The following is a 16,468-nucleotide window of genomic DNA, read 5'->3' as shown; positions in this document are numbered from 1 at the left end:
AGTATAAAAAAGGAGAAATGAATGATGAAAAAAATACTCCAACTCATAAAACAAAGATCAATTACACGGAAGCTTCTCGTTTCCTTTCTGTCGATCCTCATCATACCGGTTGTCATATTGGCGATCTTTGCGTATCAATCGGCTAGCAGCTCGCTCGACAGACAGATGATGGGGAGCGCATTAGAAAATGTACAGCAATTAAACGAAATCATTAACACCAGCATCGGCGAAAAAGAAAACAGCGCTGCTTACTTCAGCGAATGGCTGACAAAAGATAGATATAAAGCAAAAAGCAATGCAAGCATTGAAGAGAAATTCTCACAATATATCAGCATTAATAAAGATGTAGAGTCCATTTATACTAGTGACGAAAACGGGCGATTTACCCGTTACCCGGATCTCCCGATGCCGAGCGGCTACAATCCGGTTGAACGCGACTGGTACAAAAAAGCGGTTGCGAATAAAGGAAAAGTCGTTGTGACAGATCCTTATAAAACCGCGTCTACAAATACGATGGTTGTGACAATCGCCCAGCAGACAAAAGATGGTTCAGGCGTTATCGCAATCAACATGACCATTGAAAATCTGTTGAAAACAACCAAAAAAGTCAACATCGGCACACAAGGCTACGCATTTATCATGACGAAGGACAAAAAAGTTGTCGCACATCCTAATGAAAAATCAGGAACTGAATTAAAAGGCGACTGGCTCGATAAGATGCTGAATGCTGATAAAGGCGATTTTCAATACACCATGGACGGCGATAAGAAAAAAATGGCCTTTGACACAAACAAGTTAACGGGATGGAAGATCGGCGGCACCATGTATTTAGACGAAATTCACGAGGCAGCCCAGCCTGTTCTTCACCTTGCTTTAATTGTCTTGGCCGCAGCTATTATCATAGGGATTATCGTCATGACTTTGATCATTCGGTCGATTACAACACCGCTGAAACAGCTTGTCGGTTCCTCTAAGCGGATCAGCGAGGGAGATTTGACGGAAACCATTGATATTCGTTCAAAAGATGAATTGGGCGAGCTCGGCAAAAGCTTTAACAATATGGCGGCGTCACTTCGTTCTCTCATACACGCCATCCAGGATTCGGTAGACAATGTTGCCGCTTCCTCTGAGGAGCTGACCGCATCTGCTGCGCAAACGAGCAAGGCAACAGAGCATATTACATTGGCGATTGAACAATTTTCTAACGGCAATGAAAAACAAAACGAAAATATTGAAACGGCAGCAGAGCATATTTATCAAATGAATGACGGGTTGACGAATATGGCTCAAGCTTCTGAAGTCATCACAGATTCATCTGTTCAATCGACGGAAATTGCAAGTGAAGGCGGCAAGCTTGTTCACCAAACCGTCGGCCAAATGAACGTCATTGACAAGTCCGTTAAAGAAGCGGAGCAAGTTGTACGCGGATTGGAAACGAAATCGAAAGACATTACAAACATTTTGCGTGTGATTAACGGCATCGCAGACCAGACAAACCTGCTTGCCTTAAACGCGGCAATTGAAGCAGCCCGTGCAGGCGAGTACGGCCGAGGCTTCTCTGTTGTAGCGGAAGAAGTAAGAAAACTGGCAGTACAGTCAGCAGATTCAGCAAAAGAGATTGAAGGATTAATCATCGAAATTGTGAAGGAAATTAATACATCTCTCGGCATGTTCCAGTCTGTCAATCAAGAGGTGCAGACCGGACTTGATATCACAGATAAAACAGAAATGAGCTTTAAGCGCATTTCTGAAATGACGAACCAAATCGCCGGCGAACTGCAAAATATGAGTGCGACGGTTCAGCAGCTTTCAGCCAGCTCCGAGGAAGTGTCGGGAGCGTCTGAGCATATTGCATCGATTTCCAAAGAAAGCTCAGCACATATTCAAGATATCGCTGCGTCAGCTGAAGAGCAGCTTGCTTCCATGGAAGAAATCAGCTCGTCTGCAGAAACCCTTTCGTCTATGGCGGAAGAGCTTCGCGATATGACTAACCGATTCAAAATCGAATAATAAGCCTTAACACCCAAGCATGTTGCGCTTGGGTGTTTTTTTTAGTTTTTTTATTAAACCTTTTATCCTAGTTGACGATATTAGATTTAGCTTAAAGGAGGAGTCAACAGGAATGGGAAAATTCATACAATGGATCAAACAGCCATCGATCAGCAAACCGCTAATCGCTGCGTTTCTGGCAGTGCTTATTTTGCCGGTTGGGGTTTTAGCATATTTCAGTTATCAATCAGCTTGGAACGCACTGGACAGGGAACTAACCAATAGTGCAGCGGGAAACGTTGAAGAACTCAATAGCACCCTGCAAAACAAATTGAATAATAAAGTGAAAGCAGTAGATTATTATAGTGAGACAATCGATAAAGACCTATTGCTAGGCAAAAACAAAACCTTACTGAAAGAGAAATTTAAGCAGTACACGACACTTAACGACGATGTAGGCGCGATCTATGCTGCTTCAGAAGATAAGAAGCTTTACAAATATCCGGACAGCGGTATTCCGAAAGGCTTCGATCCGACAGGACGTGACTGGTACAAACAGGCCGTTGCGGAAAAAGGACAGGCTGTTTTCTCAGAACCGTATACTGATGAAGCAACAGGGAATACCGTTGTCACAATTTCAAAACAATTAAAAGACGGGTCAGGGGTTATAGCGCTTGATTTAAACCTGGATGAGGTGCTTACTGCATCACAGAGAATCAAAATCGGTAAAGAAGGCTATGCATTTATTACGACAGGCAACAAAAAATATATCGCCCATCCGACGATTAAGCCTGGGACAACCGGCTCCGGCGATTGGACAAACCAAGTATATTCCAAAAATGACGGCTCCTTTGAATATACATTCGAAGGCAAAGAAAAGAAAATGGCCTTTACGACAAATAAATTGACTGGCTGGAAAATCGCGGGCACTTATTTTGTCAGTGAATTGCAAGATGCTTCAAGCCCGGTGCTGAACACTGCGATTATCATTCTATGCGTGTCTATTGTAATCGGCGGCATACTCATACTCTATATTATTCGTGCCATTACCAAGCCATTAAGAAAACTTGTCTCGACGTCTGCAAAAATCAGCAGCGGTGATCTCACAGAAGTCATTGATATTCACTCGAAAAACGAGTTTGGTCAGCTTGGCGAGAGCTTTAATGAAATGTCTGCATCATTGCGTTCTGTAATCGGCGTTATTCAAGCGTCTGTCGAAAACGTCGCCTCATCTTCTGAGGAACTGACGGCAAGCGCAGCTCAAACGAGTAAGGCAACTGAACATATTACACTCGCCATCGAACAGTTCTCAGATGGCAACGAGGCGCAAAGTGAGAAACTGGAAACGAGCTCAAATCACCTTTCTCAAATGAATCACGGGATTTCAAAAGTGGCACAAGCCTCTTCAACCATTACGAAATCATCGATTCAGTCCTCTGAGGCAGCGGGCAGCGGCGAGAAACTGGTGGAACACACAGTCGGCCAAATGAAAACAATCGACCAATCCGTTCAACAAGCGGAAGCGGTTGTAAAGGGCCTTGAAACAAAATCGCAAGACATCAACAGCATCTTGAATGTGATTAATGGCATCGCTGACCAAACCAACCTGCTGGCATTAAATGCTGCGATTGAGGCGGCAAGAGCGGGAGAATACGGAAGAGGCTTCTCAGTAGTTGCGGAAGAGGTCAGAAAACTTGCCGTGCAATCAGCAGACTCCGCCAAGGAAATTGAAGGATTAATCCAAGAGATTGTCAGAGAAATCAGCACTTCCCTTTCGATGTTCCAATCTGTGAATCATGAAGTAAAAGAAGGTTTGCAGATTACTGACAAAACAGCGGAAAGCTTTAAACAAATCTATGAGATGACAACCCAAATTTCCGGCGAATTGCAAAACTTGAACGCGACGGTTGAACAACTATCAGCCGGATCACAGGAAGTGTCAAGTGCTGTTGAAGAAATTTCTGCAGTGGCGAAAGAAAGCTCAGCAGGCATTCAGGATATCGCGGCTTCGGCGGAAGAACAGCTTGCGTCCATGGAAGAAATCAGCTCTTCAGCGGAAACGTTGGCAAACATGGCGGAAGAACTTCAGGACATTACGAAAAAATTTAAAATTGAATCATAAAGAAACGCGAAAGCGGCATATTCTGCTGCTTTCTTTTTTTATTGAAAACAAAAATAAACAAAAATAATTCAAAAACAAACGAAGATCATATATAATGAAAACGGATACAAATAAAAGGGTATGGAGGAATATCAAATATGGTGAAGCATATATGGGATTCAGACCGAGCTGCAAAGCTGCCTAAAGGTGTAGAGGAATTGGTGTACAGGTCCAATTTGATCGGATCAGACCGCACTGTTTGCAACTGGGGCGGGGGGAATACATCTATGAAAACAACGGAAAAAGATTTTAGAGGCCGTGAAATAGAAGTCATGTGGGTAAAAGGAAGCGGTTCAGATTTGGCAACAATGAAAGCGCATAACTTTACCGGTTTGAAATTAGATGATATCCGCCCACTGATTGAAAGGGACCAAATGTCAGATGAAGAAATGGTAGATTACCTGTCTCATTGTATGATTGACAGCAAACATCCCCGCCCTTCAATTGAAACACTATTACACGCTTTTCTGCCATACAAGCATGTTGACCATACCCATCCAGATGCGATTATCAGCATATGCTGCGCAGATAATGGAAAACAGATCGCTGAAGACATTTACGGAAACCGGTTTGTATGGGTGCCATACGTCCGCCCTGGATTTGCTTTGTCTAAAATAATCGCTGAAGGCGTAGCGAACAACCCTCACGCCGAGCTTGTGTTAATGGAGAAACATGGCTTAGTCACTTGGGGAGAGACGTCTGAAACATGTTATCAAAAAACGATATCCATCATTCAAGAAGCCGAGCAGTATATTAACGACCGTATCAATCAGCATGAGGTATTCGGAGGCAAAAGATATCAGCCGCTGCCGGAAGATCGCAGAAAACAAATATTGGCTGAGATCATGCCTGTGATCAGAGGAACTGTAAGTGAAGAAAAGAAACAGATCCTTTCCTATGATGATCATGACGACGTCTTGGAATTTGTAAACAGTGTTCAAGCGCCAGCACTTTCGCAAATCGGTGCGGCATGCCCGGATCACCTTGTTCACACAAAAAGGGTTCCGCTGTACATTGATTGGAATCCGGAAACTCAAGATGTTCACAAGCTTGCGGATCTGATCAAGTCAGGAGTCGAGCGCTTTACGTCAGAGTATCAGGCTTACTTTACACGCAATCAGCAGGATGGGGATCAAATCTTTGAATCCGCTCCGCGGGTGATATTGATTCCTGGAATCGGAATGGTGAATACAGGAAAAAGCTATACCATGTCTAAAGGAAGCGGGGCCTTATATCGGAGGGCCATCGCCGTTATGAAAGGAGCAACAGCTCTGGGGCAATTTGTTTCTTTAAATGAAAATGAATCCTACCATGTCGAATATTGGCCGCTTGAACTATATAAACTTACGCTTGCCCCGCCGGAAGCAGAATTTTCCCGTAAAGTAGCGCTGATAACTGGAGGGGCTGGCGGAATCGGCAGTGCAGCATGCCGCCGATTTGCAGCTGAGGGAGGGCACGTAATCGCAGCTGATCTGAATATAGAAGGTGCACAGAAAATTGCCGGGGAAATAAACGATGCGTACGGAGAAGGGCGTGCAATGGCTGTCAAAATGGATGTGACAAAGGAAAAAGACGTACAGTCAGCTTTTGAACAAGCGGCACTTGCTTACGGCGGCATTGATATCGTCATCAATAATGCCGGGCTGGCCACATCAAGCCCATTTGACGAAACAAGTCTAAAAGAATGGAATCTTAATATGAATGTTTTAGGAACAGGCTATTTCCTTGTAGCCCGTGAAGCGTTTAAACAGATGAAACAGCAAAATAGAGGCGGAAGCATGGTATTTGTCGGATCGAAAAATTCGGTTTATGCGGGGAAAAACGCCTCTGCCTACAGCTCGGTTAAGGCGCTTGAAACCCATTTAGCAAGATGCATTGCTGCAGAAGGCGGAGAATATGGCATTAGGGTCAACTCCGTTTTACCGGACGCGGTTCTTCAAGGATCGGCAATCTGGGGTTCAAGCTGGCGTGAGGAACGAGCCGCGGCGTACGGGATTGAACCGGATCAGCTGGAAGAACATTACCGGAAACGGACTGCATTGCTCGTCAATATTTACCCGGAGGATATTGCCGAAGCCATTGCATTTTTCGCTTCTTCTAAAGCCGAAAAAACAACGGGCTGCATGCTCACGGTAGACGGCGGCGTCCCTGCTGCTTTTACGCGTTAGAAATATGCTATGATAAAAATTATAAGATGGATTACGATATGAGGAAGGGCGTTACTGATGCTAGTAGCAGAACGGCAGCAAAAAATAGTGGAAATAGTGAATACGCGTTCAAGCATCCGCGTTGCCGAATTAAGTGACATATTTTCAGTCACAGAGGAAACCATTCGGCGTGATCTTGAGAAGCTTGAAAAAGAACATAAACTGAGCCGGAGTCATGGAGGAGCGGTCAGTATTCAGCAGAAGGAATCAGAAATTCATTTTTCTGAACGGGAAATCACAAATGTCATCGAAAAAAAAGCTATTGCTCACGAAGCGGCCAAATATGTAAAAAGCGGAGACCGAATTATTCTCGATGCAAGCACAACCGCCTGGTACATGGCGAAAATACTCCCTGACATTGAGCTCACCGTGATTACAAACTCAATGAAAGCAGCCATTGAACTCAGCAATAAAAAAAACATATCAGTCATTTCAACAGGCGGCATTTTGCTGGAAAAATCATTATCATTTGCCGGCCCGTTAGCAGAACGTTCACTTGAGACCTATCATGTCAATAAAACCTTTCTGTCATGTAAGGGATTTGATGTAAACAACGGGATGAGTGACTCAAATGAGTGGCAGGCGCTGCTCAAAAAACGGATGATCGAAAGGTCAGACCAGACCATTTTGATGGCCGATTCAAGCAAATGGGGGAACCGCGAGTTTTCACATATCGCCTCGCTGCAAGATGTCAGCCGCGTTATTACAGATTCTGGACTTGATCCGGCATCGGTAAAAGCTCTTGAAGACAAAAAGGTGAAGGTGACAGCTGTTCCTCTTCCGAAGAGAGGGTGAAAGAATGATTTATACTGCCATTGATATAGGCGCATCAAGCGGGAGAATCATGGTAGGTGAACTGAAGGAAGGGAAGCTTGACATACAAGAGATTCACAGATTTGCTAACGGTTTTAGTCAAAGAGACGGGCATTGCTTTTGGGATATTGATCATTTGCTAAAACAAATCCTGCAAGGACTGCAAAAAGTAAAAACGCTTGGACATGAACACTGCACCATTGGCATCGATACATGGGCAGTTGATTATGTCTTGATGGATGAAAAAGGAAATCGGTTGCGCGAAGCAATATCCTATCGTGATAGAAGAACAGATCATACAATAGACAAACTGGAACATACCCTCTCGAAGGCTAAAATTTATCAAAAAACAGGAATACAATTTCAGCCTTTCAACACGATCTATCAATTGTATGAAGAAAACCGTGAGCTGCTGAAAAAGACAGATAAAATTGTGATGGTTCCTGATTATTTAGGCTATTGCTTAACCGGAAAAGCTGTAACAGAAATCACGAATGCGTCCACAACACAGCTTTTAAACGTCTCAACGGGAAAGTTTGATCCTGAATTGCTTGAAGCCGTGTCTGTTTACGAACAGCAATTTGCCCCGTTGACTGAACCGGGGTATGAGCTCGGGAAGCTAAGAAATGACTGGTTTCCGGATTATGATCTCCCGGCGTGCAAGGTGATGACAGTCGCAACACATGATACGGCCTCGGCCGTCATCGCGGCGCCTGGTGTAAGTGATGGCTGGGCGTACATCAGCAGCGGAACATGGTCGTTAATCGGGATTGAAAACAAAACACCGATAATAACTGATCTGGCTTTGAAAAACAACTATACAAATGAACGCGGCGCAAACAACACCATTCGCTTTCTCAAAAACATTATCGGCATGTGGGTGATACAAGAAGTAAGACAGCAGTTACAAGCAGATTACTCTTTCCAGCAGCTTGCAGAAGAAGCCGAAAAAACAGAACCATTCCAGCAATTTATAAACTTAAATGATAAACGCTTCCTCAATCCAGAAAACATGATAATGGAAATACAGCATTATTGCAGAGAAACCCGCCAAAAGATTCCCCGCACTGCAGGCGAACTTGCCTGCTGCATCTACAGCAATTTAGCCATCATCTATGCGATAGCCATCAAAGAACTCGAAACGATCACAGAAAAACCGATCGATCAGTTTCATATCATCGGCGGCGGAGCCCGGAACGATTTCTTAAATCAATTAACGGCAGACATGAGCGGAAAAGCGGTATACGCAGGACCAGTAGAGGCAACCGCCATAGGAAATCTGCTGATGCAAATGATTGCTGCAAAAGAAGTCAAAGACATAAAAGAAGCCCGGCAAGTCGTCAGAAATTCCTTTCCGATCAAAGTGTTTACACCCAAAGACATTGACAGAAGCACGATCATTCAGTCATTTCAGCAAACTGTTTTGAAAGCGCTATCTAAAAAATGAAGAGGTGACAAAGTTTGAAAAGAAAAGCCAGTATCATGTTTGTCCATCAAGACAAGTACGAAGAATACAAGCAGCGGCATGATGACATTTGGCCTGAGATGGCAGAAGCACTCAAAGCTCATGGAGCCCACCATTATTCCATTTTTCTAGATGAGGAAACAGGCCGGCTTTTTGCATATTTAGAAATAGAGGATGAAGGGAAATGGAGAAAGATGGCGGACACGGAAGTTTGCCGGAGATGGTGGAAAACGATGGCGCCCTTAATGAAAACAAATTCGGATTTCAGTCCTGTTTCTATAGATCTAAAGGAAGTTTTTTATTTGGATTAAAAAACTGAAATAAGGGAGAGAGCTGCATGACCATAAAAGCCAATTATGACAGTGCAAAACAGGCATATGAAAAATGGGGGATTGATGTTGAAGAGGCGCTTCGGCAATTAAAGCAAGTGCCCATTTCAATCCACTGCTGGCAGGGTGACGACATTGAAGGCTTTGAAGTAAATAAGAGCGAGCTTTCAGGCGGAATTGATGTGACCGGCAATTATCCCGGAAAAGCGCAAACGCCTGAAGAATTAAGAAGAGATTTGGAGAAGGCTCTTTCTCTCATTCCTGGAAAACACCGTGTGAACCTTCATGCGATTTACGCAGAAACTAACGGGGAAGAGACAGCACGTGACGAGTTGAAGCCGCAGCATTTTGAAAACTGGGTAAAATGGGCAAAAGATTTAGGGCTAGGTTTAGATTTCAATCCGACCTTGTTTTCGCATGAGAAAGCGGCTGATGGACTCACCCTTTCACACCCTGATCCGGATATCAGAGAATTTTGGATCAGGCATTGCATCGCGTGCCGCCGTATCGGAGAATACTTCGGGAAAGAATTAGGCACCCCTTGCTTGACGAATATTTGGATTCCCGACGGCTATAAGGATGTCCCGAGTGACAGGCTGACACCGCGTAAAAGATTAAAAGAATCACTGAATCAGATTTTCGCAGAAGAGATCAGTGAACAACACAATCTCGATTCAGTTGAAAGCAAGCTGTTCGGGCTTGGTTCTGAATCATATGTTGTCGGATCTCATGAATTTTATTTCGCCTATGCTCTGACGAATCATAAGCTTTGTTTACTTGATACAGGCCATTTTCATCCGACTGAGACGGTATCAAACAAGATCTCGTCCATGCTGCTTTTTACAGACAAGCTTGCTTTGCACGTATCTCGGCCAGTTCGCTGGGACAGCGACCATGTAGTGGTTTTGGATGATGAATTGAGAGAAATCGCTCTTGAAATTGTGCGTAATCAGGCTCTTGAGAAGGTCGCCATCGGTCTGGATTTTTTCGATGCCAGCATTAACCGTGTAGCGGCCTGGACCATCGGAACGAGAAATATGATCAAAGCTTTATTGTATGCCTTGCTTCTTCCGAACGGCTATTTAAAACAATTGCAGGAAGAGGGCCGCTATACAGAAAGGCTGGCCCTTATGGAGGAATTCAAAACATATCCTTTCGGAGCCATCTGGGATTCCTACTGTGAACAAATGGGCGTGCCGGTAAAAGAGACATGGCTGCATGATATCAAAGAGTATGAACAAGAGGTGCTTTTAAAAAGGAAGGCGTCTTCTCCGATTGCCTAATAAAAAATCCGCCGCGTCATTTGTACGCGGGCGGATTTTTTTAAGCATGATCAGCAGGGTACACAATCCCCATTTGCTTTCTTGCTTCTTCCATAATTTTTGCGGTGATCAAAGATCGTTCAAATGTATTTTCTTCAGATTCCTGCTTATTCTCTTTTATGAGCGTGACAAATTCTTCTGCTTCATAGAACATCGCCGGTTTAGGGTCAGGGATCGCAATGTTTTCAAGGCGGCCGTCGCGGTAGCGGATTTCAACACGTTCAGGCCGGTGAATCGTATCAATTACAATCGTTCCGTCTTCACCTTGGATTTCCGCCGGGGCATATGAAGTAGAGATTTTAGAATGCATCAGAACAGCTTCGAACCCATCGTAAGACAGAATGACAGTTCCCTCTCCATCTACTCCGGAAGATAAAGCATATCCATTTGCTTTTACATCCTTCGGCTCGCCAAACAGCACAACAGCCGGATAAATACAATAGACGCCAATATCCATTAATGACCCATTGGAAAGCTCAGGCTGAAACGCATTCAAAACAGTTCCGTTTCTGAACGCGTCATACCGTGAGGAGTATTGACAGTAGCTTGCGGTAAATCTGCGGACAGTGCCGATTTTATGCAGATGTTTTTTCAGCTCTTTGAAATTCGGCAGGAAAGTGGTCTTCATCGCTTCCATGAGGACAACGCCGTTTGCCTTAGCCGCTGAGATCATCTCTTCTGTTTCTCTTGTATTTGAAGCAAACGGCTTCTCACAAAGCACATGCTTGCCGTGGTTCATAAAGAGTACGGCTTGTTCCTTGTGAAGAGCGTTCGGGCTGGCTATGTATACGGCATCAAAACAATTGCTCTCCGCCATTTCCTGAAGGTCTGAGAAGGTATGCGCAGCATTGTGTTTAGCAGCAAACTCAGCAGCGCGTTCAGCCGATCTTGAATAAACGGCAGTCAGCTGAAAATCTTCTATATCCGCTGCTGACTCAAGAAAGCGGTCTGTAATCCAGTTGGTTCCTATTATCGCAAAACGTATCACTCGTATCGCTCCTTTTGCATGATATAGCTAAATTATAGCTTAAAAAGAACAAAATCACATGATAGAGATAAATAGAATGTGACAACAGAGAAAGCTTTTCCAGCAATTAACGGTTTTTATTTTTCATTATAGGGACGATAGTGTACAATTTAACTAAACTATGTATGACGGAGGAACGATAGTGGAGACGTTGCAAACATGGAGCGGCAGATTCAAGCGATTCTTCTTGGACAATAAGTTTGTTTTATTTTTGCTTGTGCTGCTGCTGATTGGTTTAAATATTCTTGTATTTACAAAAACATCATTTATTTTCACCCCGATTATTGTTCTGCTCAAAACAATTTCACTTCCGATTATTTTGACAGGCATTGTTTTTTATCTGTTAAATCCAGTCGTCGATTTCCTGGAGAGAAGAAGAATAAGAAGAATCTATTCTATATTGCTGTTATATCTATTGATTATCGGGCTGATCACGATCACAATCGTGTCCATCATCCCCTTTTTAAAAGAACAAATTATGAGTTTGATTGACAATATCCCGAGATATGTCGACGTCGTAGAAGACCAGACGAAACAGCTGATCGGCAGCAATTTCGTCAATCAGGCCCAGCAAACGATGAACATTAATATATCTGATCTTGCTACAAAGGTTTCGGATCAGGCAGCGACGATCGTAAACAGCACCTTTACCGGCGTTGGGAATTTTATCGGCGCGCTGACTGAGATTATCATTTCGATCGTCACGGTTCCGTTTATTCTTTTCTATTTGCTAAAAGACGGAAAAAAATTACCGGTCTACATACTGAAGTTTGTGCCGACTCGATTGAAAGAACAGACATATACAGTCTTAAGTGAAATGAATCATCGGTTAAGCTCTTATATCAGAGGCCAGATCATTGTCAGCTTCTGTATCGGGTTTTTGCTGTTTATCGGTTATTTGATTATCGGCCTGGATTATGCTTCATTGCTCGCAGTCATTGCAGCTTGTACAAGCATTGTTCCATATTTAGGGCCAACGATTGCCATTACGCCTGCAATTATCATCGCCATAGTGACATCGCCGCTCATGCTGCTTAAGCTGGTGATCGTTTGGACCATTGTTCAGCTGATTGAAGGGAAGCTGATCTCTCCGCAAATTATGGGGAAAAACCTTCACATCCACCCGATCACGATTATTTTTCTGCTGTTAACAGCCGGCAAACTGTTTGGTGTTGTTGGAATCATTCTTGCGATTCCGGGCTATGCAGTCGCCAAAGTCATTACCACACATTTATTTGACTGGTTTAAAATGAGGTCACATTTATACGACGAAGAAAAAAATGAAAATATGCCGGGTCATAAAGTGTGATTTTCGTTTATAGTTATATAAGACGGGCTTTCCATTTATGGGAAGCTCCCGTTATGTAAAAAAATAAATGTCTAATGGGGAGAATCAAAATCATGACTCTATGGGAATTGTTTGTAGCCGCCATTTTAGGAATCGTAGAAGGATTAACAGAGTACGCGCCGGTTTCTTCGACAGGACATATGATCATAGTAGACGACATCTGGCTTAAATCAAGTAATCTGATGTCAGAAGAAGCTGCTAATTCATTCAAAGTAGTTATTCAGCTAGGCTCCATTTTAGCAGTAGCTATCGTGTTTAAAGACCGAATTTTAAATTTACTCGGCTTGAAAAAAAATATTACAAGCGACCAGAAGCAGGGACATAAATTAAGCATTGCCCAAATTGCTGTCGGGCTCGTTCCCGCTGCTGTTCTTGGCTTTTTGTTTGAAGATTACATTGATGAATATTTATTTTCCGTTAAAACTGTGGCCTTCGGTTTAATCGCGGGGGCAATCCTGATGCTTTTTGCTGACTGGGTGAATAAGCGGAAAACAGCGACAGACACCCTCGACCGCATTTCCTATAAACAGGCGATAGCAGTCGGCTTATTCCAATGTCTTGCCCTTTGGCCGGGTTTCTCACGTTCAGGTTCAACCATTTCCGGAGGTGTTATTCTCGGGTTAAACCACCGAGCGGCAGCCGATTTTACGTTTATTATGGCGATGCCGATCATGATGGGAGCAAGTTTTCTGAGCCTTGTGAAGCATTGGGACAGCTTAAGCTCGGATTTGATGCCGTTTTTCATCGTCGGCTTTATCTGTGCCTTTGTTGTCGCGTTGTTTGTCGTTCGTTTCTTCTTAAGACTGATTAATAAAATCAAACTCGTCCCATTTGCAATCTATCGAATTATTCTCGGTGTGATTTTACTTTTAATCATGATGTAAGACGAAAAATAAGGCTCATCCCGAGCCTTATTTTTTCTGTCAATTCAAGAGGAAACAGCTTGTTTTTCAAAAAAAAATCATCTATAATAAACATGACGTTACATACGGGGCCATAGCTCAGCTGGGAGAGCGCTACGCTGGCAGCGTAGAGGTCAGGGGTTCGAGCCCCCTTGGCTCCATACCTGTAAACCCTTATTCGATAAGGGTTTTTTTGTTTTGAGAAAAAGGTTCATTCTCTGAATCCTCCAGTTGAACAGTTCATCTGTCAATCATGAATTTTCCAAGACACCCCTTTGTTCTTCAAAGACCGTCATGTCTTTCAAAGGGGGTGAGTAGACATGAAGAGACACCATTCGTTCGGACGTCGGATTGGACATTTTGTGAATTAAACCTTTAGTTGAAATAAGGCATTCTCCTTCGTGGACAAAGTATGAATTGGAGAGTTCTGCGTGTTCGCCGGTTGAGCGATAGATAGAATTAAGGAGTTTTCCTTCTAGCACCATTGCACAACCAATAGATTGGCCATGATCGTGGACGGTTGTCTCCTCGTTAGGCGGAATGTGAATTACGATAATCTCCAACTCATTGTTACGATAGATGGCATTTCGGCCGTAGGCGTATTGGTCTGGCTCCTTAATATACGGTTGACTCAATTGTGCTGCGTTTGGAATTTGTTTTAATGATGTTGCTAAATCTTTAACCGATGGATTTTTCAAGCCGCCAAAAATATCTTGGATACACTCATACAGTTCCATTCGTTTTGCCTCCCGGAAAAAATAAAAATTTCCTAACATTGGTATTTCACAGATTAATTCATGGTATTTACCCATATACAAATTAGAGGCGGCAAACGCCCAGTGAACACAAAAAAATGTGCGGCCAATACGTTGGTTTATCACCAACCTATTCGAGCTTATTAGTTGGAATAGGGGGATGAAAGGATTCAAGCTGCCTGCTTTGATTTTTGATTCACTTGAAGGAACAAGCGAGGAGTTTTAGGCTCTTATACACAATATCGGGGCAAAAACTGTTTATGTTGGAGCTTGAAATTTGCGCCATTGACAAAACACAGTCGGTTTGAAATAATATTTGATTATATGTTCATTTGTTCATATATTTATAATAAAATAATATCATTTCCCCTGAAAGGGAGAATATTAGAATGAAAGCTAATGGTATGCGAAAATCTATTAGCTTCTTTTGTTTTCGAAAAATGGTGTATTTCGCATGTATTCATATAGGAAGGAATGACAACATGAAGACAAAACACTATTGGGTGATTTCTTTGCTCGCCGTTTTAGCGGTCGGGCCGGGATTGATGTCTAACACGGCATTGTCGTCAGTTCAAAGCCTTGTTCAGAAAGCGGTTGGAACAAGTGTCTTCACATCAGTAAATCCAATATTGATCGGAAATATGGCCTTTGCCTTGTTAGTTCCGACAGGACCGCTGCTGAGGAAAAAATTCGGTGCTCGTCCCGTCTACCTTGGTTCATTACCTGTTTTTATACTAGGCTCACTGCTCATCGCATTTTCAAACGATATTGCATGGATGGCGGCAGGACGCTTTTTACAGGGAGCGGCAACAGGTGTCATGCTGATGATTATGATTCCAATGCTTGTACTGTCATTCCCGATTGAACGCAGGAACTATGCCCTGCTTGTGCTGATTGGGGGCTTTTATGGTTCTGTTATCATCGGCACGATCATGGGAACGATTGCAACAAGCTATGGGCATTGGAGATGGCTGTTTATCACCTTTGGCACATTGTCACTGATCGGTGTCGCGGTGAGCTATTTCTTTCTCCATGACGAACATCACGGAGCAGCGTCGCAAGAACAGCCCCTTGATCGTGCGGGAATTCTTTTATCTGTTCTCCTTGCCGCAGCCTCAGCGGTTTCATTCATTTTTCTGCAAAAATGGGGGCTTTCATCGGGTTATGTATGGACAGGTTTCGGTGTGACGTTATGTTTGCTCATTGTTCTATTAATAGTAGAATATAAAGTGAAAAATCCCTTCATTTCTATTAAACTAATGCTTCTCCCAAAACCGGTGCTCGGGTTATTGATCATAGCTGCAGGGACGATAACGGTAGCTGTCAGCCTGTCTGCTTTTCAAGGCTTGCTCCGTCAAATGTATGATATTTCTCAGGAGCAGCTCATTCTTTTAAACTTGACTCTTTTAATCGGGGTGGCGATCGCGGCCATTTTAAGCGCTCTGTTTTATGATAAAGTCGGACCAGGGATGCTTGGTATTATTGGCGGACTTATTCTCGTCTTTGTAAATTTTCAATGGCTGCATATGCAGGATCAATCGTCTCTCTCTATGTTCGCAGCACTGTTTATCATGCTGGCAGCGGGAACAGGCCTGACAGTCGCCGCAGGGCTGATGGGAGCTGCCATGGGAGGACCGCTGCCTGATTTGGTCAAGAGAATGACAGCTGTCCAGTTTTTAAGGTTGTTTGTCTATATGGGGGTTCCCATTCTCATCGGTTTTTTCACGAAAAAAGATGCTGCCAGACAAAACGGTTCGGTACAGGATTCTATGATGACTGCTTATCATGATCTCTTTTTCATTTCTTTTATCCTCAGCGTTCTGCTCGTCTGCCTGTCATTTTGTATGAATGCTACAGGAATGGGGCACAAGCTTGCACATAAACCACATGACCAAGCAAAAACAGCTCCGGAACCGGCCGTTTCAGGACAGGGATTGTCGAATGCAACTGTCAAATCACATCAAGTAATCAATGATACAGAATATCGGAATGCACTCAGAAATTTGCAAAAGTAGAAACGTGATAAAAACCTTTTCCTTTCACGAAAAGGTTTTTATTATGCAATCTTTTCCCAACTTTATCCCTAAAGAATTGAAAAATATTAGAAGTGCAAGTAAAATTCTAAAAGGTAGATTCTTTTACATTCGTAA

The 16,468-nt window shown here is 43.3% G+C and carries 12 protein-coding genes, 1 tRNA gene and 1 pseudogene; 12 read left to right on the top strand and 2 right to left on the bottom strand.

Annotated features, from left to right (window positions below; translation table 11 throughout):
- Nucleotides 1-21: 21 nt before the first annotated feature.
- From mcpA to rhaA, 8 genes and pseudogenes are all read left to right on the top strand, one after another.
- Nucleotides 22-1,065, top strand: a pseudogene (gene mcpA / locus JQX68_RS21990) (methyl-accepting chemotaxis protein); the annotation flags it as partial.
- Nucleotides 1,060-2,010 (top strand): methyl-accepting chemotaxis protein, encoded by a 951-nt coding sequence (locus JQX68_RS21985; RefSeq protein ID WP_411151589.1) that lies wholly within the window; start codon nt 1,060-1,062, stop codon nt 2,008-2,010. The pseudogene mcpA and the gene JQX68_RS21985, both read left to right, overlap by 6 nt.
- A 112-nt stretch (nt 2,011-2,122) precedes the next feature.
- Nucleotides 2,123-4,111: a methyl-accepting chemotaxis protein gene (locus JQX68_RS15895; protein WP_147772455.1), complete on the top strand. Its 1,989-nt coding sequence runs from the start codon at nt 2,123-2,125 to the stop codon at nt 4,109-4,111.
- Between the two features lie 137 nt (nt 4,112-4,248).
- Nucleotides 4,249-6,318 (top strand): bifunctional aldolase/short-chain dehydrogenase, encoded by a 2,070-nt coding sequence (locus JQX68_RS15890; RefSeq protein WP_147772454.1) that lies wholly within the window; start codon nt 4,249-4,251, stop codon nt 6,316-6,318.
- A 57-nt stretch (nt 6,319-6,375) separates the two neighbouring features.
- Nucleotides 6,376-7,152, top strand: coding sequence for a rhamnose catabolism operon transcriptional regulator RhaR (gene rhaR, locus JQX68_RS15885; RefSeq protein WP_014665146.1), 777 nt, complete (start codon nt 6,376-6,378; stop codon nt 7,150-7,152).
- A 4-nt stretch (nt 7,153-7,156) separates the two neighbouring features.
- Complete coding sequence (gene rhaB / locus JQX68_RS15880) at nt 7,157-8,617, top strand: rhamnulokinase (RefSeq protein ID WP_147772453.1); 1,461 nt, start codon at nt 7,157-7,159, stop codon at nt 8,615-8,617.
- Between the two features lie 14 nt (nt 8,618-8,631).
- Complete coding sequence (rhaM, locus tag JQX68_RS15875) at nt 8,632-8,946, top strand: L-rhamnose mutarotase (RefSeq protein WP_041521411.1); 315 nt, start codon at nt 8,632-8,634, stop codon at nt 8,944-8,946.
- A 26-nt stretch (nt 8,947-8,972) separates the two neighbouring features.
- On the top strand, nt 8,973-10,247 hold the full coding sequence (rhaA, locus tag JQX68_RS15870; RefSeq protein ID WP_205440344.1) for an L-rhamnose isomerase: 1,275 nt from the start codon (nt 8,973-8,975) through the stop codon (nt 10,245-10,247).
- Between the two features lie 40 nt (nt 10,248-10,287).
- Here rhaA and iolU read toward each other — a convergent pair whose 3' ends face one another.
- The gene (gene iolU / locus JQX68_RS15865) at nt 10,288-11,274 is read right to left on the bottom strand and encodes a scyllo-inositol 2-dehydrogenase (protein WP_040082004.1); all 987 of its coding nucleotides are present in this window, start codon (nt 11,272-11,274) and stop codon (nt 10,288-10,290) included.
- A gap of 181 nt (nt 11,275-11,455) precedes the next feature.
- Here iolU and JQX68_RS15860 point away from each other — a divergent pair, with 181 nt between their 5' ends.
- The 3 genes from JQX68_RS15860 (at nt 11,456) to JQX68_RS15850 (ending at nt 13,724) form a co-directional block, all read left to right on the top strand.
- Nucleotides 11,456-12,622, top strand: a complete 1,167-nt coding sequence (locus JQX68_RS15860) for an AI-2E family transporter (protein WP_040082005.1) — start codon at nt 11,456-11,458, stop codon at nt 12,620-12,622.
- 92 nt (nt 12,623-12,714) lie between these two features.
- Nucleotides 12,715-13,545 carry an undecaprenyl-diphosphate phosphatase gene (locus JQX68_RS15855; protein ID WP_040082006.1) on the top strand — a complete coding sequence of 277 codons (831 nt, stop codon included), beginning with the start codon at nt 12,715-12,717 and terminating at the stop codon, nt 13,543-13,545.
- Nucleotides 13,546-13,651: 106 nt separating this feature from the next.
- Nucleotides 13,652-13,724 (top strand) — tRNA-Ala (locus JQX68_RS15850).
- Between the two features lie 90 nt (nt 13,725-13,814).
- Here JQX68_RS15850 and cdoA read toward each other — a convergent pair.
- Nucleotides 13,815-14,300, bottom strand: a complete 486-nt coding sequence (gene cdoA, locus JQX68_RS15845) for a cysteine dioxygenase (RefSeq protein ID WP_041521410.1) — start codon at nt 14,298-14,300, stop codon at nt 13,815-13,817.
- A 500-nt stretch (nt 14,301-14,800) separates the two neighbouring features.
- Between cdoA and JQX68_RS15840 the strand changes: the two genes are divergently transcribed.
- On the top strand, nt 14,801-16,333 hold the full coding sequence (locus JQX68_RS15840; RefSeq protein WP_147772450.1) for an MFS transporter: 1,533 nt from the start codon (nt 14,801-14,803) through the stop codon (nt 16,331-16,333).
- Nucleotides 16,334-16,468: the final 135 nt, after the last annotated feature.

It is taken from the genome of Bacillus sp. LJBS06 (assembly GCF_016924995.1).
In the GTDB taxonomy this organism is placed as follows: Bacteria; Bacillota; Bacilli; order Bacillales; family Bacillaceae; genus Bacillus; species Bacillus stercoris.
This window is presented reverse-complemented; position numbering and strand designations above follow the sequence as displayed.

Excerpts from the sequence above, each read along its gene's own strand:
- JQX68_RS21985 (WP_411151589.1), top strand. The coding sequence starts at position 1,060 with ATGGCGGCGTCACTTCGTTCTCTCATACACGCCATCCAGGATTCGGTA.
- JQX68_RS15895 (WP_147772455.1), top strand. The coding sequence starts at position 2,123 with ATGGGAAAATTCATACAATGGATCAAACAGCCATCGATCAGCAAACCG.
- JQX68_RS15890 (WP_147772454.1), top strand. The coding sequence starts at position 4,249 with ATGGTGAAGCATATATGGGATTCAGACCGAGCTGCAAAGCTGCCTAAA.
- rhaR (WP_014665146.1), top strand. The coding sequence starts at position 6,376 with ATGCTAGTAGCAGAACGGCAGCAAAAAATAGTGGAAATAGTGAATACG.
- rhaB (WP_147772453.1), top strand. The coding sequence starts at position 7,157 with ATGATTTATACTGCCATTGATATAGGCGCATCAAGCGGGAGAATCATG.
- rhaA (WP_205440344.1), top strand. The coding sequence starts at position 8,973 with ATGACCATAAAAGCCAATTATGACAGTGCAAAACAGGCATATGAAAAA.
- JQX68_RS15855 (WP_040082006.1), top strand. The coding sequence starts at position 12,715 with ATGACTCTATGGGAATTGTTTGTAGCCGCCATTTTAGGAATCGTAGAA.
- cdoA (WP_041521410.1), bottom strand. The coding sequence starts at position 14,300 with ATGGAACTGTATGAGTGTATCCAAGATATTTTTGGCGGCTTGAAAAAT.
- JQX68_RS15840 (WP_147772450.1), top strand. The coding sequence starts at position 14,801 with ATGAAGACAAAACACTATTGGGTGATTTCTTTGCTCGCCGTTTTAGCG.